The following is a 21,815-nucleotide window of genomic DNA, read 5'->3' on the forward strand; positions in this document are numbered from 1 at the left end:
AGACAGGCCGGCGATTTCCGCCGGCCTGTCTTTTATGGAATATCAAATTGGAATACCGCATTCCGAGGCGCTCTTTTGGGAGCCGGAAGAGCGGAAGGGGCAGGCCACCGCCCGGTTTCGACCGGTGCGTTTGGCCTCATAGAGGGCGGTATCCGCCCGGGCGATCAGTTCTTCCAGGGTCCCATCTGATGGGATGGGGATCTCGGCACAGACTCCGGCGCTGAGGGTGACCCGGCGGCCCTCATTGTCCCAGTGAGGGAGCTGTTTCCGGGCCAGCGAGTCCACCACCCGGCGGGCGATCTCCAGGGCCTGAGCGCAGACGGGACCATAGAGAAAGAGGGCAAATTCCTCCCCGCCGTAGCGGATGATGTCCGCCTCTTTCAGCGCATCGTGATGGAGCAGGAACTGCGCCATCTGTTGGAGGAGACGGTCTCCCTGAGGATGACCGTAGCGGTCGTTGTAGCGCTTGAAGTGGTCGATATCCAGCATGATACAGGCGGCGCTCTCCCCATCCTCCCGACAGCGGCGGAACCGCTCCGCCACCGTGCGGTGCAGATAGCGGCGGTTGTGGAGTCCAGTTAGAGTATCCGACATGACCTCCTGCCGGAGAATTTGGTGGGAGCGCTGAATTTCCTCATACTGGCGCTCAATGAGCAGCTCGTCCGCCTTGAGGCGAATCTGACTTCGATAGGTATAGATGGAGAGCGCCAGAGCCAGCAGGGAGAGAAAGAGGCTGTTGATGCCGTTGCTGAAGCGCTGGTCCAGTCCGTTGGGGCAGGGGAAAAAGGGGAGCATCAGGTTGAGCAGGATAAAATCCGACAGATAGAGCAGAGCACTTTTCCAGGGGGACATCATGGAGAAAAAGGCGGTGCTCAGGACAATACAGGTGTAGACGATCAGACTGTTTACGCCCAGCTGATCATTGAGGGTGATCCCCACACTCCAGAGATTGAGAAAGACCACATAGAGATGGTATACGCCAAAATACCGGCGGATCATCTGGGGCATCTGCCGTCCCAGCTGCCTGGTATAGAGCAGCACAAAAATCGTCGCAGCCAGCAGGGAGAGGTAGAGCAGGATATAGGTCAGCCGCCGGAGATGGAGAAAGGGACCGCCGGGGCGGGTGGCCATCAACACCAGCATCACACATTCATAGAAGATGATCAGGCCCAGCAGCATGCTATGAAACCGATGGCTCTGTTGGTAGATACGGAAAAAAATAGCGTCCTGATCGTCCAGGCTGTCGGGCAATCCCAGATAAGACCGCAGCAGGTCGGTGCGGGAAATGTCATGATAAGGCTTCAATCGGCTCACCTCTGGCAGGAACATGTGGTGACAAAAATGGTAGAGGCATTATACAGGAATCCGGGAATTCCGTCAACCGCAGACAGCAAGACAGAACGCTTGTCTGCCAACCGGGTGGATGTTATATGGAGGGCGCAACCTGCGGTTGCGCCCCGGTTGGTGGACGCAACCGTACTCCTTGGAGTAGAATAGAGGAATCCTGAACGAAAGAGGTGCAAACCATATATGATGACGATGGGGATACTGATTCCGTTTTTATTGCTCCTGTGGATCGTGGTTGTTGCAGTAGTGGTTGTGGTACTCCTGGTGGCTCGAAAGAGGCGGAGCGGGAAAGGAGAGGAACAGGCGCGGCAGAGCGACACAAGTGACACGCTGGGAGAGGTGCTCAAAGCCCACCGGAAGCGCTGCGGGATGACCCAGGAGTTTGTGGCGGAAGCGGTGGGGGTGAGCCGTCAGGCGGTGAGTAAATGGGAGAGCGGACTCTCCTGCCCCAGCACCTCCAATCTGCTGACGCTGGCCAAACTGTACGGCGTATCCATGGAGCAACTGCTTCGCCAGGCGGAGGCGGAAAGGCGGGACTCCCAGGCGGAATAAAAACAGGAAAGCCTTGTGCCCCAAGGACTCTACTGCTGGTCGGTTGACGTGGGCGATCCCTCCGGATAGGATGGGGAGAGAAGGAGGGAAGCCGATGTACGAAATTGAGAAAGAGCGCTTTGGGACCTTTTTGCATCAGCTGCGCCGGGAGCGGGGCATGACGCAGAAGGAGCTGGCACAGCAGCTCTATGTATCCGACAAGGCGGTGAGCAAGTGGGAGCGTGGGTTGAGCCTGCCCGATGTGACGCTCCTTCTGCCGCTGGCCGACTGCCTGGGGGTGAGCGTCACCGAGCTGCTCCGGGGGGAACGGAACCAGACAAGGGAGCTTCCGGTGGAGGAGGTGGAGGCGCTGGTGAACGCCTCCCTGCGTCTGAGTGAGGGGGAACAGAGCGCGCGTGCGCAGCGCCGGAGGAGATGGCAGCTGGCTTTTGTCCTCTGCGCGCTGGCCGGACTGGTGCAGACCGTGCTCCTGCTGACAAGGGGTGGGTATGGCTGGACCGATCTGGAGGACACGGTGATACTGGTGGAACTGCTCTCCCTTCTCTTTGGAGCCTATCTGTGCTTTGGCGCAAAGGAGCAGCTGCCTGCCTACTATGATCAGAACCGCATCAGCAGTTACAGCGACGGGTCTTTCCGGATGAATCTGCCCGGAGTACGCTTTCATAATAGCAACTGGCCCCATATTCTGAACGCCATGCGGGGGTGGCTGCTGGGGGCGCTGGCCCTTTTTCCGGCACTGTGGTGGGGGCTCCGTCATCTGTGGCCCGGATTGGCCGGACAGGGGGAGCGTTTTCTGGCCCTGGCGGCCATGCTGGGCATGCTCCTGGCGGCGACCATCGTGGGCAAACGATACGAATAGAAATTACCATTGGAGTGACGGAAAGACCAGAAGGCCTCTCCAAAGGGTAATTGACAAGAAATAGTACTTAAATTAAAATAAAATATCCAGAAAACCTAAATTTGAGTCAAAACAGAAGCGGCTGGCAGGGGAGAGGACAAGTCATATCCGGAGGGAGGATTGCTATGCTCACGGTATGGAATCGCTGTGAATTGACCTCTTGCTGTACCATGGAAGAATGTCGGGACATTACCTCCCGTTTGCGGGAGAATCAGATCGAGTGCACCGTGAAAACGATCAACAGAAGTTCTCCGTCAGTCCTCAACAGAGGAACAAGACCGTCCTGCGGCACCCTGTTTGAGGATAACAGCTACCGCTATCGGATTTATGTGAAGCGCGCGGATCGAGAGGCGGCAAAAGAAGTGCTTGGGATCTCAGACATTCGATAAGGAGCCGCATACAAAAAGAAGCCCGGAAGGCCAATGGCCTTCCGGGCTTGTTGTTATGATGGGATTTAGTTGGAGGCAGTGTCCAGATCCTGGTCGCCGCCCCAGATCATGTTCTTGCGCAGCTCCTCGCCCACGACCTCCATCTGATGCTTCTTGAGGAGGGCGCGCTTGGAGTTGAAGAAGGTCCGGCCGTTCTTGTTCTCGGCGATCCACTTGCCGGCGAAGGTGCCGTCCTGGATGTCGGAGAGAACCGCGCGCATGCGGGCCTTGGTCTCCTCGTGGGGGATGACACGGGGACCGGAGACATACTCGCCGTACTCGGCGGTGTCGGAGATGGAGTAGTTCATCATGCCCACGCCGCCCTTGTTGATGAGGTCGATGATGAGCTTCATCTCGTGGATGCACTCGAAGTAGGCGTTCTCGGGCTCATAGCCGGCCTCCACCAGCACCTCGAAGCCGCAGCGCATCAGGTCCACCACGCCGCCGCACAGGACGGTCTGCTCACCGAAGAGGTCGGTCTCGGTCTCGTCGTGGAAGGTGGTCTCCATCACGCCGGCACGGGCGCCGCCGATACCAGCGATGTAGGCCAGAGCCAGCTTCAGAGCGTTGCCGGTGGCATTCTGCTCTACAGCCACCAGGCAGGGCACGCCCTTGCCGGCCACATACTGGGAGCGGACGGTGTGGCCGGGGCCCTTGGGGGCAGCCATAAAGACGTCCACACCGGCGGGAGGCACGATCTGGCCATAGCGGATGTTGAAGCCATGGGCGAACGCCAGGGCCTTGCCCTCGGTCATGTGGGGGGCGATCTCGCTCTTGTAGACGTCGGCCTGGACCTCGTCATTGATGAGGATCATCACGATGTCGCCCCACTGGGCGGCCTCGGCGATGGTCTTAACGGTGAGACCGGCCTTCTCCGCCTCGGCCCAGCGCTTGGAGCCTGCGCGCAGGCCCACGCACACGTCGCAGCCGGAATCCTTCAGGTTGAGGGCGTGGGCGTGTCCCTGAGAGCCGTAACCGATGATCGCGATCTTCTTACCGTCCAGGTAGCTGAGTTCGCAATCCTTCTCGTAATACATCTTAGCCATGATCATACACTCCTTTTGGTTTGAGGTGGATTATTATTGTTCCTATGATACCATGAATGGGGAAAAAAGAATGATAACTAGGTTACAATCTCGGAAAAGATTTGGGCGGCATCCCCAATGCGGGCGTGCCCTGCAGGGCACGGAAGTCAATCCAGTACTCGTTCCAACTCGATCTCATCCTCGTCTGCCCGGCCGGTAGCAGAGAAATGCAGGGTCTGGTACAGATGACAGGCGGCGGAATTTTCCGGGTTAACGGTCAGCCGGACGATGTCGGAATCTCCAAAGGGCTTAGAACGGATATAATCAAGTGCCGACTCCATGGCCGCTCGCCCATAGCCCCTGCCCTGGTACTGGGCATCAATCATCAGATGCCAAATAAAGTAAGCCTCTTCGTCGTAGTCATAGATGACCATCAGGTATCCGATCACTTGACCGGCGCGGCAGACCGCAAAAGGAGTACACTGCTTGCGGTATACATACGCCTGGGCCAGACTTCGAATAGGGTGGGATACAAATTTCTCCTGCTGGGCATCTAATTTCAGGGAAAAGCAGGCAAGAAAGTTGGATTCATCAACTTCCTGTAAGGTAATACAGTCCATATTTCCTCCTTTACAGCGGGAGGGCTAACGGATGAAAACCCTCCCTTTGGTTGACAGGAACTTGTTTTCATACAATTTCATACCTGATCTCCCCCTTTCCTTGAAGAAAGAAATATCTATATATGAAAACACAGAGGCCTCTGTGGAATTTGCTAAGGCCCATGTTTTTCGTGCGAAACGCTTGGCCTCTATCGGGGCTGGTGGCTCTTACAGGAAATTCTTGCCCAGGTTGAACTCGGCCTTTTCCTTGTTGTCGTCGCTGATGGTGTAGGCGCCGCGCTCCAGCGCCACCATGCCGGTACGGACCAGCTCCAGAATGCCGAAGGCCTCCAGCAGGCCCTGCATGGCCTCGGCCTTGTTCTCATCACCGATGAGGGCGAGGGTCAGGGATTTGAGGGAGACGTCGATGATGGACGCCCGGAAGATGTTGGCGATCTGGATGATCTCGTTGCGGATGTCGGGGGTCTCGGCCTTGACCTTGAACATGACCAGCTCCCGGCGGATGGAGCGCTCGGGCAGCAGCTCCTGCACCGAGTAGACGCAGAAGAGCTTGCTGAGCTGGTTCATGACCTGCTCGATGGTCTTGGCGTCCCCCATGACCTCAATGGTGATACGGGAGACTGCCGGGTCGTCGGTGGTGCCCACCGCCAGGGATTCGATGTTGTAGCCCTTGCGGGAGAAGAGCCGGGAGACCTGGGAGAGAACGCCGGCGGAGTTCTCCACCAGGACCGACAGGGTGTGGCGGGTGATCGTGATCGGATTGGATTTCATGGCGTTCCCCTCCTTTTAATCCAGCAGAAATTCGGTTGCGGGTGCGCCGCCGGGCACCATGGGATGGACCATGGCGTCCTTGTCGATGGCGCAGTCGATGACCCAGGCCTCACCGCTGTCCACGGCGGTGCGCAGGGCGGCCTCAAATTCTGCCTGGGTCTTGGCCCGGGCGCCGCGGAGACCATAGGCCTCTGCCAGCTTGACAAAGTCGGGGCCGCGGTCCAGGTCGGTCTGGGAGTAGCGCTCCCCGTAGATGAGGTGCTGCCACTGGCGGACCATGCCCAGCGTGCCGTTGTCGAAGATGACAATGATAACTGGGATATGATAGTGCTCCACGGTAGCCAGCTCGTGGCAGTTCATGCGGAAGCAGCCGTCGCCGGTGCAGAGCACCACGGTCTGGTCGGGATTTCCCACCTTGGCGCCCATGGCGGCCCCCAGGCCAAAGCCCATGGTGCCGAAGCCGCCCGAGGTGACCAGCTGGCCGGGACGGGAGAAGTGATAGTACTGGGCCGACCACATCTGATGCTGGCCCACGTCGGTGGCGATGATGGCCTGGCCATCGGTGACATCGGAGATGGTCTCCAGGATCTCGTGGGGGTGGAGGATACCGTCCTGGACAAAGGGGACCTCCTTGTGGGAGAAGACGAACTCCTTCCACTCGGGATAGTCGTGGGCGGGGAGTTTTTCATTGAGCAGCTCCAGCACACGTCTTGCGTCGCCGATGATGTGGTGGTCGGTCTGGACGTTCTTGTCGATCTCGGCCCGGTCGATGTCGATATGTACGATCTTGGCCTGGCTGGCAAAGGTGGCCGGATCGGTGGCCACCCGGTCGGAAAACCGGCAGCCGATGGCGATGAGCAGGTCGCACTGGCTGGAGGCGATGTTGGACGCATGGGAGCCGTGCATACCGATCATGCCGGTAAAGAGGGGGTGGTTGCCGGGACAGGCGCCGCCGCCCATGATGGTGGAGGCCACCGGTGCACCCAGGCGCTCAAAGAATCTGCGGAACTCGGGCACCGCGCCCTTGGAGCGGATGACGCCGCCGCCCACTAGAATGAGGGGACGCTTGGCCTCCTCGATCATGGAGAGGAGCTTTTCAATGTCTCCATAGTCGGGCTCAGGTGTCTTGAGGTCGTGGCTGGAGCGGCGCAGCATGGCGCCCAGGCGGCCGTGGCGGCCGTGCTCCGAGACGGGGAGGGGCTCATAGTCGGCCTCCGAGGCGGTGACATTTTTGGCAATGTCGATGAGCACCGGGCCGGGACGGCCCGAACGGGCGATGGCAAAGGCCTCCCGCACCACGTCGGCCAGCTGGTCCGGGTCCTTGACCAGGTAGTTGCACTTGGTGATGGGCATGGAGATGCCGGTAATGTCCACCTCCTGGAAGGAGTCCTTGCCGATGAGGCTTTCCACCACGTTACAGGTGATAAAGACCACCGGAGAGGAGTCGTAGTAGGCGGTGGCAATGCCGGTGGTCAGGTTGGTGGCGCCCGGTCCGGAGGTGGCAAAGCACACGCCCACCTTGCCGGTGGAGCGGGCATATCCGTCGGCGGCGTGGGAGGCGCCCTGCTCATGGGCAGTCAGAATATGGCGGATCTTGTTCTTGTATCCGTGCAGCTCCATCTCATCATAGATGTTCAGGATCGTGCCTCCGGGATAGCCAAATACCGTATCCACGCCCTGCTCCAGCAGACACTCCATTAGAATTTGGGAACATTTCATTCTCATAGGTCTAGGGCCTCCTTCATACTGGTCTATATACGCAAAACGGCCTCGTCCTGAAAGGACGAAGCCGCTATACTCCGTGGTACCACCTTAATTCGCAGAAACCATGCTCCCGCGCACTTGCTGCCCCGCTAACGGAGGGGAAACCGGCAGAGCCTACTGGCGGGGTATGTCCCCGGGTTCAACCCGCTGCTCCTGGGTGATGTTCGAGGTGCGGCGGTCCCGGGAGCTTACACCATCCGCTCCCTCTCTGCGCATTTCCACCGCTTCTACTTGCCCAGTCATCGCCTTTGACGATTCATAATTTCCGCCCGACGGAAGCCTGGAAAGAGGCCTCTGCGGCGGAGAGTGAAATTATGATAAGAATACTCCTGAGACGGACATTTGTCAACTGTGGTTTTTTACAAAGACAGCGCACTAGCGCTTTAAAGTATGGTGAAAATGGAAAGAAAAGCAAGCCAAGATCGACCTCTGGCGGAAAAAAGAGGCGATATTTTGGAACGAAAAAAAGTGATATAAGGATAAACTGAATGGTTTATAGAAAAAAGCGTAATTTTTTTGCGGAATCACTAGACTTTTTCGGCTGGCTGCGATATGATAGTATCTGTTTGAAAGTGCGGTTTCGCACGGAAAAGAGAGCGGCGGAAACGTGCCACAGTTTCCGTCCGAGACTGGCCCCGGGAGGGGCCTGATTTGTGAGGTGGACCTATGAAATTATCCTTTTATGGCGGCGTGCATCCCAATGAGCACAAGGAGCTGACCTGTACCAAGGCAGTCGAGCCGCTGCGCAAGGCCCCGGCTCAGGTGGCTCTGGCCATGTCCATGCACGTGGGAGCACCCTGCGCACCTGTGGTAAAGGTGGGCGATCAGGTGACCGTCGGTCAGAAGATCGCGGAGGTGACCGGCCTGGGCGCGCCCATCCATGCCAGCGTCTCCGGCAAGGTCGTGGCCATTGAGCCCCGTCCCTACTGCGGCGGCGGCAAGGTGATGGCGGTCGTGATCGAGAACGACTTCCAGAATACCTTTGGCTCCGAGCTGACCCCCCATCCCGACTATGAGAAGCTGACCACCGACGAGATCATCAACATCGTCAAGGAGGCCGGCATCACCGGTATGGGCGGCGCAGGCTTCCCGACCCACGTGAAGATCAGCTCCGGCATCGGCAAGGTGGACACGCTCATCGTCAACGCGGCGGAGTGTGAGCCCTATCTGACTTCCGACCACCGGCTCATGCTGGAGGATGGCGAGCGCATCATCAAGGGCCTGAAGATCCTGATGAAGACCTTCAACCTGAACAAGGCCTATATCGGCATCGAGGACAACAAGCCCGACGCCATTGAGAAGATGAAGAGCCTGGCGGACGGCGGCATCGAGATCGTGGTGTGCCGCACCCGTTACCCCCAGGGCGCAGAAAAGCAGCTCATCCAGCGCATCACCGGCCGCGAGGTGCCCCCCGGCGGACTGCCCGCCCACGTGGGCTGCGCCGTGTTCAACGCCAGCACCACCGCTGCGGTGTATGACGCCGTGGTGGAGGGCAAGCCCCTCACCCAGCGCATCGTCACCCTCACCGGCGGCGCTCTGGCTGAGCCCCGCAACGTGCTGGTGCCCTTCGGCACCCCCATTGAGCACCTGGTGGAAGAGGCCGGCGGCTTCAAGGAGACCCCCGACCGGGTCCTGCTGGGCGGCCCCATGATGGGCATTGCCGCCTACGACCTGTCCGCCTGCACCATCAAGGGCAACAACGGCGTGCTGTGCATGACCAAGGCCGAGGCGGCAGAGCATGTGGAGAATCCCACCTGCATCCGCTGCGGACGCTGCGTCAACGTCTGTCCCATGCACCTGACCCCTGTGTACATGCACCTGTATGCCGAGAAGCGCCGCTGGGATGAGGCCGAGGGCCTGCACCTGATGGACTGCATCGAGTGCGGTTCCTGTAACTACATCTGCCCTGCCCGTGTGCCCCTGGTCCAGTCCTTCCGGATGGCCAAGTTCGAGATCCGCACCCTGGCCATGAAGCGTAAGGCCGAGGCAGAGAAGGAGGCTAAGAAAGCATGATTGACACCAAGAATCTGAAGCTCTCCGTGGCTTCCTCCCCCCATGTCTGTTCCCCGGTGAACACCAGCCGGCTGATGCTGGATGTGCTCATCGCTCTGGTTCCCGCCCTGTGTATGGCGGTGTATGTCTTTGGTCCCCGCGCCCTGACCATGACCGTGGTGTCGGTGCTGGGCTGTGAATTCTTCGAGTGGGGCTACCGCAAGCTCCTGAAAAAGCCCTCGGCCAACGGAGATTTCTCCGCCGCCGTTACCGGCGTGCTGTTGGCCTTTGTCTGCCCCGTGACGCTGCCCTACTGGACCCTCCTGATCGGCGACTTCTTCGCCATCGTGGTGGTCAAGCAGCTCTTCGGCGGCCTGGGTCAGAACTTTATGAACCCCGCGCTGGGCGGCCGTGCCTTCCTGATGATGTGCTACCCCATCGCCATGACCACCTGGGTGCTGCCCGGTGTGAAGAACTGGGCGGGCGTCTTTTCCGCCGCTGACGCGGTGACCGGCGCCACCCCCATGGCCTCTCTGCACGCCCATCTGGATGTGGCCACCGGCACCAATGTGCACACCCTGCCTGCCGACGGTCTGGCCAACCTCTTTGTGGGCAACGTGGGCGGCTGCCTGGGTGAGGTCTCCGCGCTACTCCTGCTGCTGGGCGGCATCTACCTCATCTGGCGCGGCGTCATCCGCGCCCGCATCCCCGTGGCTTATCTCGCCACCGTGGCGGTGCTCTGCTTCCTCTTCCCCCAGGGCGGCATTGCCCGGGTGGACTGGATGCTCTACAACCTGTGCGGCGGCGGTCTGATGCTGGGCGCCTTCTTCATGGCGACCGACTATGTGACCAGCCCCGTGACTAAGATGGGCGAGATCTACTTCGGCATTGGCTGCGGCCTGCTGACCATCTTCATCCGCTACTTCGGCGGCTATCCCGAGGGTGTCAGCTATGCCATCCTGCTGATGAACATCTGCGTGTGGCTGCTGGATAAGGCCGGAAAGCCCGGCCGCTTCGGCGTCACCAAGGAAATGAAGGCCAAGGCAAAGGAGGGCGCGGCGAAATGAGTGAGATCGTGATGAACAAAAAGAAAGAGCCGAGCCTGGCCATGCTGGTTGTGGTTCTGACCGCTATCAGCCTGATCACCGCCCTGCTGCTGGGTGCGGTCAATATGGTCACCGCGCCTCAGATTAAGCTGAACACCGAGAAAAAGACCGCGGAGGCCATGCAGGCCGTGCTCCCCACGGAGGACGGCGTCTACACCCCCGTGGAGTACACCGGAGAAGATTCCACCGTGCAGGCCGTGTACCAGGCCGGCGACGCCGGCTATGTGGTCCAGGTCAAGCCCGCCACCTCCTTCAGCGGTACGCTGAGCGTGATGGTTGGTGTTGGGACCGACGGCACCTGCACCGGCATCTCCATCGTTGAGACCGGTGAGACCTCCGGTCTGGGCTCCAATGCCGGCAAGCCGGATTGGCAGGCCCAGTTCGTGGGTAAGAGCGGTAAGGTCTCCGTCACCAAGGACGGCGGCGAGATCAACGCCCTCACCGGCGCCACCATCACCTCCCGCGGCGTGTGCGAGAGCGTCACCAGTGCGCTGGCGGCCGCCGCCAGCCTGGGCTAAGGAGGGCACAGAACATGAATGTGAAAAAGCAATTTCTGGACGGTCTGATCTTCCAGAACCCCGTTACCGTACAGCTGCTTGGTATGTGCTCCGTGATGGCCATTACCACCAGCCTCTTCAACGGTCTGGGTATGGGCGTATCCGTGCTCATCATCCTGACCTGCGCCAATATCGTTATCTCCCTGCTGCGCAAGATCATCCCCAGCAAGGTGCGTATCGCCTGCTACATCGTCGTGATCGCCGGGTTCGTGACCATCGTGGACCTGCTGCTCAAGGCCTATCTCCCCAGCCTGTCCGAGAGCCTGGGCCTCTTCATTCCCCTGATCGTGGTGAACTGTATCATCCTGGGCCGTGCCGAGTCCTTCGCCTCCAAGAACGGCGTGGCGGCCTCCGCCCTGGATGGTATCTTCCAGGGTCTGGGCTACACCGTGATCCTGGTCATCATGTGTGTGATCCGTGAGTTCCTGGGCAACGGCACCTTTGGCGGCGGCATCCTCAACGGCGGCGACGGCATCCGCATCCTGCCCGAGGGGATTCCCGCGCTGGGCATGGTGCTGCCGGTGGGCGGCTTCCTGACCCTGGCCGTGGTAATCGCTACCATGCAGTATTTCCTCAATAAGCCCAAGAAGGGCAGCGACAAGAAAGAGGAGGTGGCCAAGTAATGCTGAGTTTCACCGAACTCTTTGGCATCGCGCTGGGCGCAATTCTGGTCAACAACTTCATTTTCGCCCAGTTCCTGGGCATCTGCCCCTTCATGGGCGTGTCCAAGAAGATCGATACCGCCCTGGGTATGGGCATGGCCGTTATCTTCGTCATGGGCGTGGCCAGCGCCGTGTGCTGGCCCATCAACCACTTCATTCTGGAGAAGTTCAATCTGGTCTTTATGCAGACCGTGACCTACATCCTGGTCATCGCCTCCCTGGTGCAGTTCGTGGAGATGTTCCTCCAGAAGGCTATGCCTTCTCTGTATGAGGCCCTGGGCGTGTACCTGCCCCTCATCACCACCAACTGCGCCGTGCTGGGCGTGGTGCTCCAGAATACCCAGAACAGCTATGGCTTCATCGAGAGCCTGGTCTACGGCGTCACTGGCGGCGTGGGCTTCCTGCTGGCCATCGTGCTCTTTGCCAGTGTGCGGGAGCGGCTGGAGTTTGCCGAGTGCCCCAAGGCCTTTGAGGGCTTCCCCATCGCGCTGGTGACCGCCGGCCTGCTGGCCCTGGCCTTCCTGGGCTTCTCCGGCCTGAAGGTATTTTAAGGGAGGCTGGAAAGAATGAACACTGTTATTGCTGCTGTTGTCGTGCTCGGCGTGCTGGGCGCGATCTTCGGTCTGATCCTGGCCTATGCCTCCAAGGCCTTTGCCGTGGAGAAGGACCCCCGTGAAGAGGCCATTTCTGCCTGCCTGCCCGGCGCCAACTGCGGCGGCTGCGGCTATCCCGGCTGCAGCGGCTATGCCGCTGCCGTGGTGGCTGGTAAGGCTGCCACCAACTGCTGTGCTGCCGGCGGCGACGCCGTGGCGGCCCAGATCGCCGAGATCATGGGCGTGAAGGCTGAGGCCTCCGCCAAGATGATTGCCCAAGTGCAGTGCACCGGCGGCTGCCGTGGCCACGAGCAGTACGAGTATGTGGGTATCCACGACTGTGCTGCTGCCGCCCGCCTGCCCGGCGGCGGCCCTGCCGGCTGCTCCTTCGGCTGCCTGGGCTTCGGCACCTGTGAGGCCGTGTGTCCCTTTGACGCCATCCACGTGGTGGACGGCGTGGCCAAGGTGGACGAGGAGAAGTGTAAGGCCTGTAAGAAGTGCGTGGACGCCTGTCCCCGCCACATCATCCTGCTGGCTCCCTACAAGACCAAGCGCCACGTGGCCATCACCTGTTCCTCCAAGGACAAGGGTGCTGACGTGCGCAAGGTGTGCGACAACGGCTGTATCGGCTGTGGTCTGTGCGCCAAGGCCTGCCCCAAGGAAGCCATCACTGTGGACAAGAATCTGGCTGTCATTGACTATGACAAGTGCGTGGGCTGCGGCCTGTGCGCCCAGAAGTGTCCCCGCAAGCTCATCACTGTGGACGGAAAGGTCCCCGAGGTGAAGCCCGCCGCCCCCAAGGCGGCCCCCGCTGCTGCCAAGCCTGAGGCAGCGGAGTAAAATCTGCAATTTGTACGACCAGCCCCGGACGATTGTCCGGGGCTGGTCGTATTTATTTGTCTGTTTTAATTGGAAAAATTTTCATTAGTACTACTAATGCGTTGAAAACTTGAATTTTATGCTATAAAATCAAAATATAACCGCAAAAATAGAATGATTTGCGGAATTTAAGCGCGGAAGGATGAAACGGTAGATGGAGAAGTTTGTAACGATGGATTTTCCGGTAGAGCAGATCCGGCTGACACCCCTGATGCGTGATGAAGAGGCATTGGCGGCCATTCGGGCCATTTCCCCCGACGCACCCACGCCGGAGAAAATTCGTCAGGTGTATGGCGATGTGTATTTTCCCCCGGCGCCCGCGGACCGGCCCTATCTGTTTGCCTCGATTGTGGAGTCGGTGGACGGAAAGATTTCCTTTACCGACGACCGGCATGGCGAAAAGATTGCGGGAAATAATTTCCGGGACCCCGATGGGGCGCTGGCCGACTTTTGGGTACTGAATATGCTGCGCTTTTATGCGGATGGCGTGATCATCGGGGCGCGGACACTGCATACCAACGAGGTGATGTGGGCCAACTGCTTTGATGAGGAGCTTGCCAGCCTGCGCACCACGCAGATGGGGAAGAAGCACTACTGTCCGGCCCATATCGTGGTCTCTTTTGACGGCACGGATCTTCTCTTTGACCATATGCTCTTTGATGTGGACGCCCCTGTGGTGGTGGCGACTTCTCCGGATGGCTTGGAGTATGTCCGGGCCCATTGTCCCTGGAGCTTCCGGGCACTGGGGCCCTACACCAGCGCGGAAGAGGTGGACGTGGACGCGGTACAGGCGGCCACCGCATCCGGAGAGCGAATCGTTCTGGCCACGGGAACGGGAGCGGTTACCGACGGGCTTGCCATGCTGAAGGTACTCAGGTATCTGGGGATGGAGCGTGTGATGGTGGAGTCCCCCTCCTATATGACCTATCTCATGAGCATTGAGGCTATGGATGAGATGTTTATGAACTATTCCACCGTGTTTGCCGCAGGACAGGTGGGGTTTGGTGCGTTTCTGCATTTTGGTGCGGAGGAGCATCCCCACTCGGACTTCCTCTCCATTGCGCTGCATGAAAAGAACTTCATCTGCACCCGGCAGAAGATGATCTACGGACTGCACCGCGGCGCGGAAAAATAAGTAGAAACGTCCCCGGTTCCCACACAATGGGAACCGGGGACGTTTGCGTCAGGCCGGAGCAGCCTCCGGACTCAGCGGCCTCAGCCTCTGCTGCGCAGCTGGAACGAGGCGCACTCGGTGGAGTCGCAGCTCTTGGGAGCGGCGGCGCCGCAGCAGCCCACCTTGATCTCGTTGAGGGTGCAGCAGTTCTGCTCGCAGTGATGCGCACAGCTGGAGACGGAGCACTTGATGTTGTGATTGACCTGGTTGTTCATAACGCATTTCCTCCTTTGCGGTGATGATCTTAGTATATCCGCACAGGAGAGAAGCATACGTACCGGGCATTATTTTTTTGGTTCGGAACTGGGGGTTTCGGGAAGCACTTGGGGGATGAAGCGCCGGGCGAAGCGGCCCTTGCCCCGGGACTTTACATAGAAGTAGCCAATGAAGGAAAAGACCACTGCGCCGATAAAATTCACGAACAGGTCCTTCATGGTATCCAGAATGCCGATATCCAGATAGCCTCCCAGGCCCAGCGGGATCTCGCTTCCATCCGCGGTGACCACAATGACGTCGGTGATATTATGGATGGCCGTGGGGACATTGCCGCCGTTGGGGTCCAGCATGACCGAGGAGATGGTGTTTACGACGGTATCCTTCTGCATATCCAGATGGAAAAACACGTCCATGGTGCACTCAAAGAACTCCCACAGCACGCCGATGGTCATGGAGAAGCAGAAGGCCATTATGGCCAGATACAGGGGCGAGAGGGAGAAGGAGAGCCGCTCATGCCGGTTGAGGATATCCAGCAGGGAGAAGCCAATGGCGGCGCAGAGAAAGCCGTTGAGGGTGTGGAGCATAGTATCCCAGTAGGGGATGGAGATGTAGTAGGCACGGATTTCACCCAAAATTTCCGCGGCAAAAATAAAGAGGAGAATGATGACTTCCAGCGTGTCGGGCAGATCGATCTGGATCTTCCGCTCAATAAAGCTGGGAACCAGAAACAGGATCAGGGTCAGGATACACAGGAAGACATTTTCAAAGTTCCCGTTGAAAAACTGGGCGATCATAACCCAAATTACCAGAAACCGGAGAATTTGATAAAGACGGGCCACCATGGGGGAACTTTTCACCTGGGCGCGGAACGAGGAATCACGCCAACGTTTCATCGGGAGCCCTCCGCCGAAAGCTGGAGGGAGAGATGCTCATATTCCCGGGCGGACTCCAGGTTGCCCGCCTTTTCCTCCTCTGTGAGCGCACGGCGGACTTTGGCGGGAGAGCCCATGACCAGACTGCCCGCCGGAATCACCGTGTTCTGGGTCACCAGGGCCCCGGCAGCCACGAGAGAGTCCTCGCCAATCACACAGCCGTTGAGGAGGGTCGCGCCCATGCCGATGACACAGCGATCGCCCACCGTACAGCCGTGCAGGATCGCCCCGTGGCCCACGGTCACGTCCTGACCGACCTGAACGGGGAATCCCTCGTCTCCATGCACCATGCAGCCATCCTGAAGGTTGGAGCCGGCCCCGACATGGATGGTGGTGGTATCGGCGCGGAGGACCGCACCATACCAGACACTGGAGCGCGCCTCCAGGGTGACCTGTCCCACCAGGGTGGCATTTTCCGCGACCCGGGCATCGGGATGGAGCTGGGGTGTATGTCCTTCAAAGGATTTGATCATATGTGAATTCCTCCGTTCTTGGATTGCGGCATGTGGACAAGGCCGGACAGGGCCGTTGAGCCGCCAGACCGTCACTTTTATTATAATGCGTATGCGAGAAAGCCGCAAGCCTGGGAAAAAGAGGACGAGTCCGCAGGGGCGCGTGTAAAATTTGATTTGGGTCGTGCATAGAGTGAGGTATCACCACAACAGGAGGAATGTACCATGGACTTAAAGCACAATCAGATCACGGTGGGGCAGCTGCTGGCAGATCCCCGGAGCCGGAGCGTCCTGCAAAAAAAGCTGCCCGCCGTCCTCAAGCATCCCCTTACCGGAGCGGCCAATACCGTGACCTTGGAGCAGCTGCTGGCCTTTGCGGGAGCCTATCTGCCGCAGAAGAAGATCGATGAGGTAATGGAAGCGCTGCAGAAAGCCTGAGCAAAGACGTTTGATATGGGGAGGGGCGGAGCTTCCGCCCCTCTCTCTGCATCAGGAGTCGCGCAAAGGCAGTCTGGAAACACGGCGATACCAGCACAGAATGTCGGTGCTGTGGGTGCGCCGCAGGAGGACCAGCGTAAGGGCTCCGTCCAGCAGAAGCAGACATGCCGCAAGGGGCCATAAAAAAGACGGAATGAGCGCGGTAAACTGAGCGACCAGCGGGTGAAGAACACGGACCGCACCCACACCGAGCATGCCCCAAAAGATAGAAAAGAGCAGGCATACCCTGCCGTGGAGCTGGAAGGGGAGATGCCGGTAATCCCAGAAATGTACTCCGGTCAGCCGTTCATAGAAGAGGGACATGAGATACTCTGCTCCGGTTGCGGCCAAAGCGGAGCCAAAAAACAGGAGAAGATTACTCTGGCGGACAGGGGCGGGGAGCGCCAGAATCCACAGTGCACCCAGACCATAGACCGGGCAGAGAGGCAGGAGAAAAAAGCACTTTCGATCCCGCTTGGACTGGTGTGTTGCCCGCGCAAAAAGCACTTCCAGACAGAAGCCCAGGAAACTATAAATCCCAAAATACCAAAACCATTCCACGTCGAATTCCTCCTCCGGCCCGTTTTGTCTAGCATGACCGGGGGAAAGAAAAAAATACAGGCGAGATTTTGGCAAAATGGCAAGAAAGAAAATGGCTCGAGATTCTTGTCGAGTTCCTTAAAATGTGGTAAGATAATACGAAAAAAATACGACAAGGAATGGAGAAGATGGTATGCGACATCTGATCGATTTTGGGGATCTGTCTCGGGCGGAGTGGGAAGCGCTGTACAAGAGCACCAGTGCTATTATTGACCACCCCGCCGATTTTATGGATGTGTGTCGGGGTCGTGTGGCCTCCACACTTTTTTTTGAGCCTTCTACCCGGACCAACTTTTCCTTCCAGACCGCCATGCTGCGGGTGGGCGGAACGGTGTTTGGCTTTGCCGATCCCAAATCCTCCTCGGTGGCAAAGGGCGAGTGCCTGAAGGACACCATCAAGATGGTGTCCGGCTATGCCGACGTGGTTATCATGCGTAACCCCCGGGAGGGCGCGGCCAAAGCCGCTTCCCTGTATTCCGATGTGCCTGTGATCAATGCAGGCGACGGCGGACACATGCACCCCACCCAGACCACGACCGATCTGACCACCATTACCCGGATGCTGGGCGGTGTGGATGGCATCTCCATCGGTCTGTGCGGTGACCTGAAGAACGGCCGTACGGTCCACTCCCTCATCAAGGCGCTGGCCAAGTTCGACAATGTGAAGTTCTACCTCATCTCTCCCCGCGAGCTGGCCATCCCGGAGTATATCCGTGCCTTCATGAAGGAGAAGAACCTGTGGAGCGTGGAGGTTACCGGTCTGGAGAACGTCATTCCCCAGCTGGATGTCCTCTATATGACCCGTATCCAGCGGGAGCGTTTTGTGGACCCCCTGGAGTACGAGCGCAACAAGGGTATCTATGTCCTGACCAAGCGCAAGCTGGAGCGGGCCCGCAAGAACATGCTGGTCATGCATCCCCTGCCCCGTGTGGATGAGATCGCCCTGGACGTGGACGACGATCCCCGTGCAGCCTATTTTGAGCAGGCCCGGTACGGCATGTTCTCCCGTATGGCTCTGCTGGCGGACCTGGCCAACCAGCCCCGCATCAAGCCGGAGGCGGTGGAGATCGGTACGACTCCGGTCTGCTCCAATCCCCGCTGCATTACCCAGACCGACCCCTATCTGCCCCCCCTGGTCAAGCAGAACGGCGGTGTGGATTGCTGTGCCTACTGCGACGCAGCCCTGCATTAATTGAGAAAAACCGGCGCGCGGAATGTTTTCCGTGCGCCGGTTTTGTTATTCCTGTATTCCAAGCCGGTCAGCCCAGTCGGGCGCCTTGAAGCCCACCAGAACAAAGTCTTCCGCGATGAGCATGGGGCGTTTGACCAGCATTCCGTCCGAGGCAAGCAGAGCGTATTGCTCTTCTTCCGGCATGGAAGGAAGGCGGTCCTTGAGTTCCAGGGCCCGGTACTGAAGGCCGCTGGTGTTGAAAAAGCGCTTGAGGGGCAAACCACTGCGGCTGTGCCAGTCTTTCAACTCGCTGAGGGAGGGATTGTCCAGCTTAATATCCCGCAGGGTGTAGGAAACGCCATGGGCATCCAGCCAGGCCTTGGCCTTTTGGCAGGTGGTACACTTGGGGTAGCAGAGAAAGATCATGTTGTTTCACTCCTTTTTCTCTACTTTAACGGAGAATCCCAAAACTTGCAAGAGGAAGCTGGAAAGAAATCCGCAAAGAGCCCTTTACAAAATGAGGAAAGCCTGCTATAATAATTGGGTACTTGGGAAAAGTTCATATGCGTCCGTAGCGCAATTGGATAGCGCATCAGATTCCGGTTCTGAGGGTTGGGGGTTCGAGTCCCTTCGGGCGTGCCAGAGCGAGAGCCTGTAACTGCATTGGTTACAGGCTTTTTTTGCATTTATATTTAGCTGCGCCGGGGAAAAATTCACTGACCGGCAGCATGAAAAAAGGAGTGGCGCTGCTGATGCAGCGCCACTCCGATTACTATCTTATATTGTGCGATTACCGCGGATTTTTGATAGCGGCCTGGGCAGCAGCCAGACGGGCAATAGGCACACGATAGGGAGAGCAGGAGACATAGTTCAGTCCCACGCGGTGGCAGAACTCCACGCTGGTGGGATCGCCGCCGTGCTCGCCGCAGATGCCCAGGTGCATTTCGGGACGGACCGAGCGGCCCAGCTTGACGGCCATGTCGACCAGCTTGCCAACACCCTTCTGATCCAGGTGGGCGAAGGGATCGGACTCGTAGACCTTCTTGTCATAGTAATAGCTGAGGAACTTGGCAGCATCATCACGGCTGAAGCCGAAGGTCATCTGGGTCAGATCGTTGGTGCCGAAGGAGAAGAACTCGGCCTCCTTGGCGATCTCGTCCGCCGTGAGAGCGGCGCGGGGGATCTCGATCATGGTGCCCACTTCATACTTCATGGACAGACCGGACTCGGCAATCAGCTTGTCAGCGACGGCAACCACCACGTCCTTGACGTACTTGAGCTCCTTGACCTCGCCCACCAGGGGGATCATCATCTCGGGGACCATGGTCCAATCGGGATGCTTCTTCTGCACGTTCAGGGCGGCAGTAATGATAGCGGTAGCCTGCATCTCGGCGATTTCGGGATAGGAGACAGCCAGGCGGCAACCGCGGTGACCCATCATGGGGTTAAACTCGTGGAGGCTGCTGATGACATTGTGGAGCTTTTCCACGGTGATGCCCATCTCGTTGGCGATCTCCCGGATATCCTCTTCCTTAGTGGGAAGGAACTCATGCAGCGGGGGATCCAGGAAGCGGATGACCACCGGATGGCCCTCCATAGCCTCATAGATGCCCTCAAAATCGCTCTGCTGGAAGGGGAGGAGCTTCGCCAGAGCGCGGCGGCGGTCGGCCTCGTTGTCGGCCACGATCATCTCGCGCATGGCCTTGATGCGGCTCTCCTCAAAGAACATGTGCTCCGTACGGCACAGACCGATGCCCTGGGCGCCAAAGGCGCGGCCCTGGCGGGCGTCAGTGGGGGTATCGGCATTGGTGTAGACTTCCAGCTGGCGGTAGCGGTCAGCCCACTCCATGAAACGGCCGAAGTCGCCGGAGGAGACATCGGCGGGAACGGTGGGGATGGCCTCACCGTAAATGTTGCCAGTAGAGCCGTCCAGAGAGATGTACTGGCCCTCCTGATAGACCTTGCCGCCCAGCTCAAACTGCTTCTTGGCGTAGTCCACCACGATCTCACCGCAGCCGGAAACACAGCAAGTGCCCATGCCGCGGGCCACCACGGCGGCGTGAGAGGTCATGCCGCCGCGAACGGTCAGGATACCCTTGGCCGCGTGCATGCCCTCGATATCCTCAGGAGAGGTCTCCAGGCGGACCAGGATGACCTGCTCGCCACGGTCGGTCCACTCCTTGGCGTCCTCGGCGGTAAAGACCACCTTGCCGCAGGCAGCGCCGGGAGAGGCGGCCAGGCCCTTGCCGATGGGCACTGCCTTCTTGAGGGCGTCGGCATCGAACTGGGGATGGAGCAGGGAGTCCAGCTGCTTGGGCTCCACGCGGAGGACGGCCTCCTTCTCGGTGATGGCACCCTCGTCCACCAGATCCACCGCGATCTTCAGGGCGGCGGCGGCGGTACGCTTGCCGTTGCGGGTCTGGAGCATATAGAGCTTGCCATTTTCAATGGTAAACTCCATATCCTGCATGTCCTTATAGTGCTGCTCCAGCTTGGAGGCGATGGCGGCGAACTGGTTGTAGACCTCGGGCATCTCCTCCTGGAGCTTGGAGATATTGCTGGGAGTGCGGACACCGGCCACCACGTCTTCGCCCTGAGCGTTGATGAGGTACTCGCCGAACAGGTGCTTTTCGCCGGTGGCGGGGTTGCGGGTGAAGGCCACGCCGGTACCGGAGGTGCTGCCGAAGTTGCCGAAGACCATGGACTGCACGTTGACGGCGGTGCCCCAGTCATAGGGGATCTCGTTCATGCGGCGATAGACGTTGGCGCGGTCGTTATCCCAGGAGCGGAAGACGGCCTTTACCGCCTCCATCAGCTGCTGCTTGGGGTCCTGGGGGAAGTCCTCGCCCTTCTCGTCCTTGTAGAAGGCCTTGAAGCGCTCCACCAGGGTCTTCATATCCTCGGTATCCAGATCGATGTCGTGTACGACGCCCTTTTTGGCCTTGACATCATCGATGATCTCCTCAAAGCGGCTCTTGGAGAGCTCCATGACCACGTCGGAGAACATCTGGATAAAGCGGCGGTAGGAGTCATAGGCAAAGCGGGGATTTTTCGATTTTTCAGCCAGGCCCACCACGACGCTGTCGTTGAGGCCCAGGTTCAGGATGGTGTCCATCATGCCGGGCATGGAGGCACGGGCGCCGGAGCGCACCGAGACCAGCAGAGGATTGGAGGCGTTGCCAAACTGCTTTCCGGTGGTCTCCTCCAGTTTGGAGAGGTACTCCAGGATCTCAGCCTGGATCTCCGGGGCGATGGCACGGCCATCCTCATAATAACGAGTGCAGGCCTCGGTGGTTACGGTAAAGCCCTGGGGTACAGGCATACCGAGATTGGTCATCTCGGCCAGGTTGGCGCCTTTACCGCCCAGCAGCTCACGCATTTTGCCGTTGCCTTCACTGAACTGATAAACATATTTGTGGCCCATGTGACATTCCTCCTCAAAGCTTTGACACTTTGCATTATAGCATTTTCACAAAAGAATGCAAGTAAAACTGTCAAAAATTATATATAGTCTAAAAAGAGACAGAGATATTCATTTAATTGCACAGAAAAGAAAAAAAGCGCCTTTTCTTGGATGAGGATTGCAAAAGCAGGTGCCG

General features: G+C 58.8%; 23 protein-coding genes, 1 tRNA gene and 1 other annotated feature. Of the genes, 13 read left to right on the forward strand and 11 right to left on the reverse strand.

Features of this window, described 5'->3' with window-relative positions; translation table 11 throughout:
- Positions 1 to 42: 42 nt before the first annotated feature.
- The gene (locus I2C21_RS12935; RefSeq protein WP_195279455.1) at positions 43 to 1,305 is read right to left on the reverse strand and encodes a GGDEF domain-containing protein; all 1,263 of its coding nucleotides are present in this window, start codon (positions 1,303 to 1,305) and stop codon (positions 43 to 45) included.
- A gap of 234 nt (positions 1,306 to 1,539) precedes the next feature.
- On the opposite strand from I2C21_RS12935, the gene I2C21_RS12940 reads away from it, so the two are divergent.
- From I2C21_RS12940 to I2C21_RS12950, 3 genes are all read left to right on the forward strand, one after another.
- The gene (locus tag I2C21_RS12940) at positions 1,540 to 1,899 is read left to right on the forward strand and encodes a helix-turn-helix domain-containing protein (RefSeq protein WP_286167298.1); all 360 of its coding nucleotides are present in this window, start codon (positions 1,540 to 1,542) and stop codon (positions 1,897 to 1,899) included.
- A gap of 94 nt (positions 1,900 to 1,993) precedes the next feature.
- Positions 1,994 to 2,758: a helix-turn-helix domain-containing protein gene (locus I2C21_RS12945; protein ID WP_195279456.1), complete on the forward strand. Its 765-nt coding sequence runs from the start codon at positions 1,994 to 1,996 to the stop codon at positions 2,756 to 2,758.
- A 164-nt stretch (positions 2,759 to 2,922) separates the two neighbouring features.
- The gene (locus I2C21_RS12950; protein WP_195279457.1) at positions 2,923 to 3,186 is read left to right on the forward strand and encodes a hypothetical protein; all 264 of its coding nucleotides are present in this window, start codon (positions 2,923 to 2,925) and stop codon (positions 3,184 to 3,186) included.
- 65 nt (positions 3,187 to 3,251) lie between these two features.
- Here I2C21_RS12950 and ilvC read toward each other — a convergent pair whose 3' ends face one another.
- From ilvC to ilvB, 4 genes are all read right to left on the reverse strand, one after another.
- Positions 3,252 to 4,271 (reverse strand): ketol-acid reductoisomerase, encoded by a 1,020-nt coding sequence (gene ilvC / locus I2C21_RS12955; RefSeq protein WP_186963913.1) that lies wholly within the window; start codon positions 4,269 to 4,271, stop codon positions 3,252 to 3,254.
- 146 nt (positions 4,272 to 4,417) lie between these two features.
- On the reverse strand, positions 4,418 to 4,870 hold the full coding sequence (locus I2C21_RS12960) for a GNAT family N-acetyltransferase (protein WP_193538178.1): 453 nt from the start codon (positions 4,868 to 4,870) through the stop codon (positions 4,418 to 4,420).
- Between the two features lie 207 nt (positions 4,871 to 5,077).
- Positions 5,078 to 5,641, reverse strand: a complete 564-nt coding sequence (ilvN, locus tag I2C21_RS12965) for an acetolactate synthase small subunit (RefSeq protein ID WP_101691554.1) — start codon at positions 5,639 to 5,641, stop codon at positions 5,078 to 5,080.
- 15 nt (positions 5,642 to 5,656) lie between these two features.
- Positions 5,657 to 7,366, reverse strand: coding sequence for a biosynthetic-type acetolactate synthase large subunit (gene ilvB, locus I2C21_RS12970; RefSeq protein WP_195279458.1), 1,710 nt, complete (start codon positions 7,364 to 7,366; stop codon positions 5,657 to 5,659).
- 51 nt (positions 7,367 to 7,417) lie between these two features.
- Positions 7,418 to 7,657 (reverse strand) — a binding site (T-box leader).
- Between the two features lie 414 nt (positions 7,658 to 8,071).
- Between ilvB and rsxC the strand changes: the two genes are divergently transcribed.
- The 7 genes from rsxC to I2C21_RS13005 all read left to right on the forward strand — a co-directional run bounded on the left by rsxC (position 8,072) and on the right by I2C21_RS13005 (position 14,329).
- Positions 8,072 to 9,418: an electron transport complex subunit RsxC gene (gene rsxC, locus I2C21_RS12975; RefSeq protein ID WP_101691552.1), complete on the forward strand. Its 1,347-nt coding sequence runs from the start codon at positions 8,072 to 8,074 to the stop codon at positions 9,416 to 9,418.
- Complete coding sequence (locus I2C21_RS12980; RefSeq protein ID WP_101691551.1) at positions 9,415 to 10,464, forward strand: RnfABCDGE type electron transport complex subunit D; 1,050 nt, start codon at positions 9,415 to 9,417, stop codon at positions 10,462 to 10,464. Before rsxC ends, I2C21_RS12980 begins: the two co-directional genes overlap by 4 nt.
- Positions 10,461 to 11,021, forward strand: coding sequence for an RnfABCDGE type electron transport complex subunit G (locus tag I2C21_RS12985; protein WP_186963916.1), 561 nt, complete (start codon positions 10,461 to 10,463; stop codon positions 11,019 to 11,021). The genes I2C21_RS12980 and I2C21_RS12985 overlap by 4 nt, the downstream gene beginning before the upstream one ends.
- A 14-nt stretch (positions 11,022 to 11,035) precedes the next feature.
- Entirely contained in the window at positions 11,036 to 11,683 is a 648-nt protein-coding gene (rsxE, locus tag I2C21_RS12990) for an electron transport complex subunit RsxE (RefSeq protein ID WP_195279459.1), read from the forward strand.
- Complete coding sequence (rsxA, locus tag I2C21_RS12995) at positions 11,683 to 12,273, forward strand: electron transport complex subunit RsxA (protein WP_207730633.1); 591 nt, start codon at positions 11,683 to 11,685, stop codon at positions 12,271 to 12,273. The genes rsxE and rsxA overlap by 1 nt, the downstream gene beginning before the upstream one ends.
- A 15-nt stretch (positions 12,274 to 12,288) precedes the next feature.
- A complete protein-coding gene (locus I2C21_RS13000) occupies positions 12,289 to 13,155 on the forward strand; it encodes an RnfABCDGE type electron transport complex subunit B (RefSeq protein WP_193538184.1) in 867 nt (288 codons plus the stop codon).
- A 211-nt stretch (positions 13,156 to 13,366) separates the two neighbouring features.
- Positions 13,367 to 14,329 (forward strand): pyrimidine reductase, encoded by a 963-nt coding sequence (locus tag I2C21_RS13005; protein ID WP_207730634.1) that lies wholly within the window; start codon positions 13,367 to 13,369, stop codon positions 14,327 to 14,329.
- 80 nt (positions 14,330 to 14,409) lie between these two features.
- On the opposite strand, the gene I2C21_RS13010 is transcribed toward I2C21_RS13005, so the two are convergent.
- From I2C21_RS13010 to I2C21_RS13020, 3 genes are all read right to left on the reverse strand, one after another.
- On the reverse strand, positions 14,410 to 14,583 hold the full coding sequence (locus I2C21_RS13010) for a DUF1540 domain-containing protein (RefSeq protein ID WP_101691546.1): 174 nt from the start codon (positions 14,581 to 14,583) through the stop codon (positions 14,410 to 14,412).
- A gap of 69 nt (positions 14,584 to 14,652) precedes the next feature.
- On the reverse strand, positions 14,653 to 15,426 hold the full coding sequence (locus tag I2C21_RS13015) for a DUF2238 domain-containing protein (RefSeq protein ID WP_243207995.1): 774 nt from the start codon (positions 15,424 to 15,426) through the stop codon (positions 14,653 to 14,655).
- A gap of 47 nt (positions 15,427 to 15,473) precedes the next feature.
- The gene (locus tag I2C21_RS13020; protein ID WP_193538191.1) at positions 15,474 to 15,989 is read right to left on the reverse strand and encodes a gamma carbonic anhydrase family protein; all 516 of its coding nucleotides are present in this window, start codon (positions 15,987 to 15,989) and stop codon (positions 15,474 to 15,476) included.
- A 204-nt stretch (positions 15,990 to 16,193) separates the two neighbouring features.
- Between I2C21_RS13020 and I2C21_RS13025 the strand changes: the two genes are divergently transcribed.
- On the forward strand, positions 16,194 to 16,406 hold the full coding sequence (locus I2C21_RS13025; RefSeq protein ID WP_193538193.1) for a hypothetical protein: 213 nt from the start codon (positions 16,194 to 16,196) through the stop codon (positions 16,404 to 16,406).
- 51 nt (positions 16,407 to 16,457) lie between these two features.
- Here the strand turns inward: I2C21_RS13025 and I2C21_RS13030 are convergent, their stop codons facing one another.
- Entirely contained in the window at positions 16,458 to 17,006 is a 549-nt protein-coding gene (locus I2C21_RS13030) for a putative ABC transporter permease (protein WP_193538195.1), read from the reverse strand.
- Between the two features lie 172 nt (positions 17,007 to 17,178).
- On the opposite strand from I2C21_RS13030, the gene pyrB reads away from it, so the two are divergent.
- Positions 17,179 to 18,237 (forward strand): aspartate carbamoyltransferase, encoded by a 1,059-nt coding sequence (gene pyrB, locus I2C21_RS13035; protein ID WP_101691541.1) that lies wholly within the window; start codon positions 17,179 to 17,181, stop codon positions 18,235 to 18,237.
- Positions 18,238 to 18,282: 45 nt separating this feature from the next.
- Here pyrB and I2C21_RS13040 read toward each other — a convergent pair whose 3' ends face one another.
- On the reverse strand, positions 18,283 to 18,642 hold the full coding sequence (locus tag I2C21_RS13040) for an arsenate reductase family protein (protein WP_193538197.1): 360 nt from the start codon (positions 18,640 to 18,642) through the stop codon (positions 18,283 to 18,285).
- A gap of 139 nt (positions 18,643 to 18,781) precedes the next feature.
- Here I2C21_RS13040 and I2C21_RS13045 point away from each other — a divergent pair.
- Positions 18,782 to 18,858 (forward strand) — tRNA-Arg (locus I2C21_RS13045).
- Between the two features lie 148 nt (positions 18,859 to 19,006).
- On the opposite strand, the gene ppdK is transcribed toward I2C21_RS13045, so the two are convergent.
- Positions 19,007 to 21,640, reverse strand: coding sequence for a pyruvate, phosphate dikinase (ppdK, locus tag I2C21_RS13050; RefSeq protein ID WP_101691539.1), 2,634 nt, complete (start codon positions 21,638 to 21,640; stop codon positions 19,007 to 19,009).
- Positions 21,641 to 21,815: the final 175 nt, after the last annotated feature.

It is taken from the genome of Clostridium sp. J1101437_171009_A5 (genome assembly GCF_015547905.1).
Lineage (GTDB): Bacteria > Bacillota > Clostridia > Oscillospirales > Oscillospiraceae > Pseudoflavonifractor_A > Pseudoflavonifractor_A gallinarum.

What these genes read in the sequence shown, in the direction of transcription:
- I2C21_RS12940 (WP_286167298.1), top strand. Translation starts at nt 1,540, where the DNA reads ATGGGGATACTGATTCCGTTTTTATTGCTCCTGTGGATCGTGGTTGTT.
- I2C21_RS12945 (WP_195279456.1), top strand. Translation starts at nt 1,994, where the DNA reads ATGTACGAAATTGAGAAAGAGCGCTTTGGGACCTTTTTGCATCAGCTG.
- I2C21_RS12950 (WP_195279457.1), top strand. Translation starts at nt 2,923, where the DNA reads ATGCTCACGGTATGGAATCGCTGTGAATTGACCTCTTGCTGTACCATG.
- ilvC (WP_186963913.1), bottom strand. Translation starts at nt 4,271, where the DNA reads ATGGCTAAGATGTATTACGAGAAGGATTGCGAACTCAGCTACCTGGAC.
- I2C21_RS12960 (WP_193538178.1), bottom strand. Translation starts at nt 4,870, where the DNA reads ATGGACTGTATTACCTTACAGGAAGTTGATGAATCCAACTTTCTTGCC.
- ilvN (WP_101691554.1), bottom strand. Translation starts at nt 5,641, where the DNA reads ATGAAATCCAATCCGATCACGATCACCCGCCACACCCTGTCGGTCCTG.
- ilvB (WP_195279458.1), bottom strand. Translation starts at nt 7,366, where the DNA reads ATGAGAATGAAATGTTCCCAAATTCTAATGGAGTGTCTGCTGGAGCAG.
- rsxC (WP_101691552.1), top strand. Translation starts at nt 8,072, where the DNA reads ATGAAATTATCCTTTTATGGCGGCGTGCATCCCAATGAGCACAAGGAG.
- I2C21_RS12980 (WP_101691551.1), top strand. Translation starts at nt 9,415, where the DNA reads ATGATTGACACCAAGAATCTGAAGCTCTCCGTGGCTTCCTCCCCCCAT.
- I2C21_RS12985 (WP_186963916.1), top strand. Translation starts at nt 10,461, where the DNA reads ATGAGTGAGATCGTGATGAACAAAAAGAAAGAGCCGAGCCTGGCCATG.
- rsxE (WP_195279459.1), top strand. Translation starts at nt 11,036, where the DNA reads ATGAATGTGAAAAAGCAATTTCTGGACGGTCTGATCTTCCAGAACCCC.
- rsxA (WP_207730633.1), top strand. Translation starts at nt 11,683, where the DNA reads ATGCTGAGTTTCACCGAACTCTTTGGCATCGCGCTGGGCGCAATTCTG.
- I2C21_RS13000 (WP_193538184.1), top strand. Translation starts at nt 12,289, where the DNA reads ATGAACACTGTTATTGCTGCTGTTGTCGTGCTCGGCGTGCTGGGCGCG.
- I2C21_RS13005 (WP_207730634.1), top strand. Translation starts at nt 13,367, where the DNA reads ATGGATTTTCCGGTAGAGCAGATCCGGCTGACACCCCTGATGCGTGAT.
- I2C21_RS13010 (WP_101691546.1), bottom strand. Translation starts at nt 14,583, where the DNA reads ATGAACAACCAGGTCAATCACAACATCAAGTGCTCCGTCTCCAGCTGT.
- I2C21_RS13015 (WP_243207995.1), bottom strand. Translation starts at nt 15,426, where the DNA reads ATGGTGGCCCGTCTTTATCAAATTCTCCGGTTTCTGGTAATTTGGGTT.
- I2C21_RS13020 (WP_193538191.1), bottom strand. Translation starts at nt 15,989, where the DNA reads ATGATCAAATCCTTTGAAGGACATACACCCCAGCTCCATCCCGATGCC.
- I2C21_RS13025 (WP_193538193.1), top strand. Translation starts at nt 16,194, where the DNA reads ATGGACTTAAAGCACAATCAGATCACGGTGGGGCAGCTGCTGGCAGAT.
- pyrB (WP_101691541.1), top strand. Translation starts at nt 17,179, where the DNA reads ATGCGACATCTGATCGATTTTGGGGATCTGTCTCGGGCGGAGTGGGAA.
- I2C21_RS13040 (WP_193538197.1), bottom strand. Translation starts at nt 18,642, where the DNA reads ATGATCTTTCTCTGCTACCCCAAGTGTACCACCTGCCAAAAGGCCAAG.
- ppdK (WP_101691539.1), bottom strand. Translation starts at nt 21,640, where the DNA reads ATGGGCCACAAATATGTTTATCAGTTCAGTGAAGGCAACGGCAAAATG.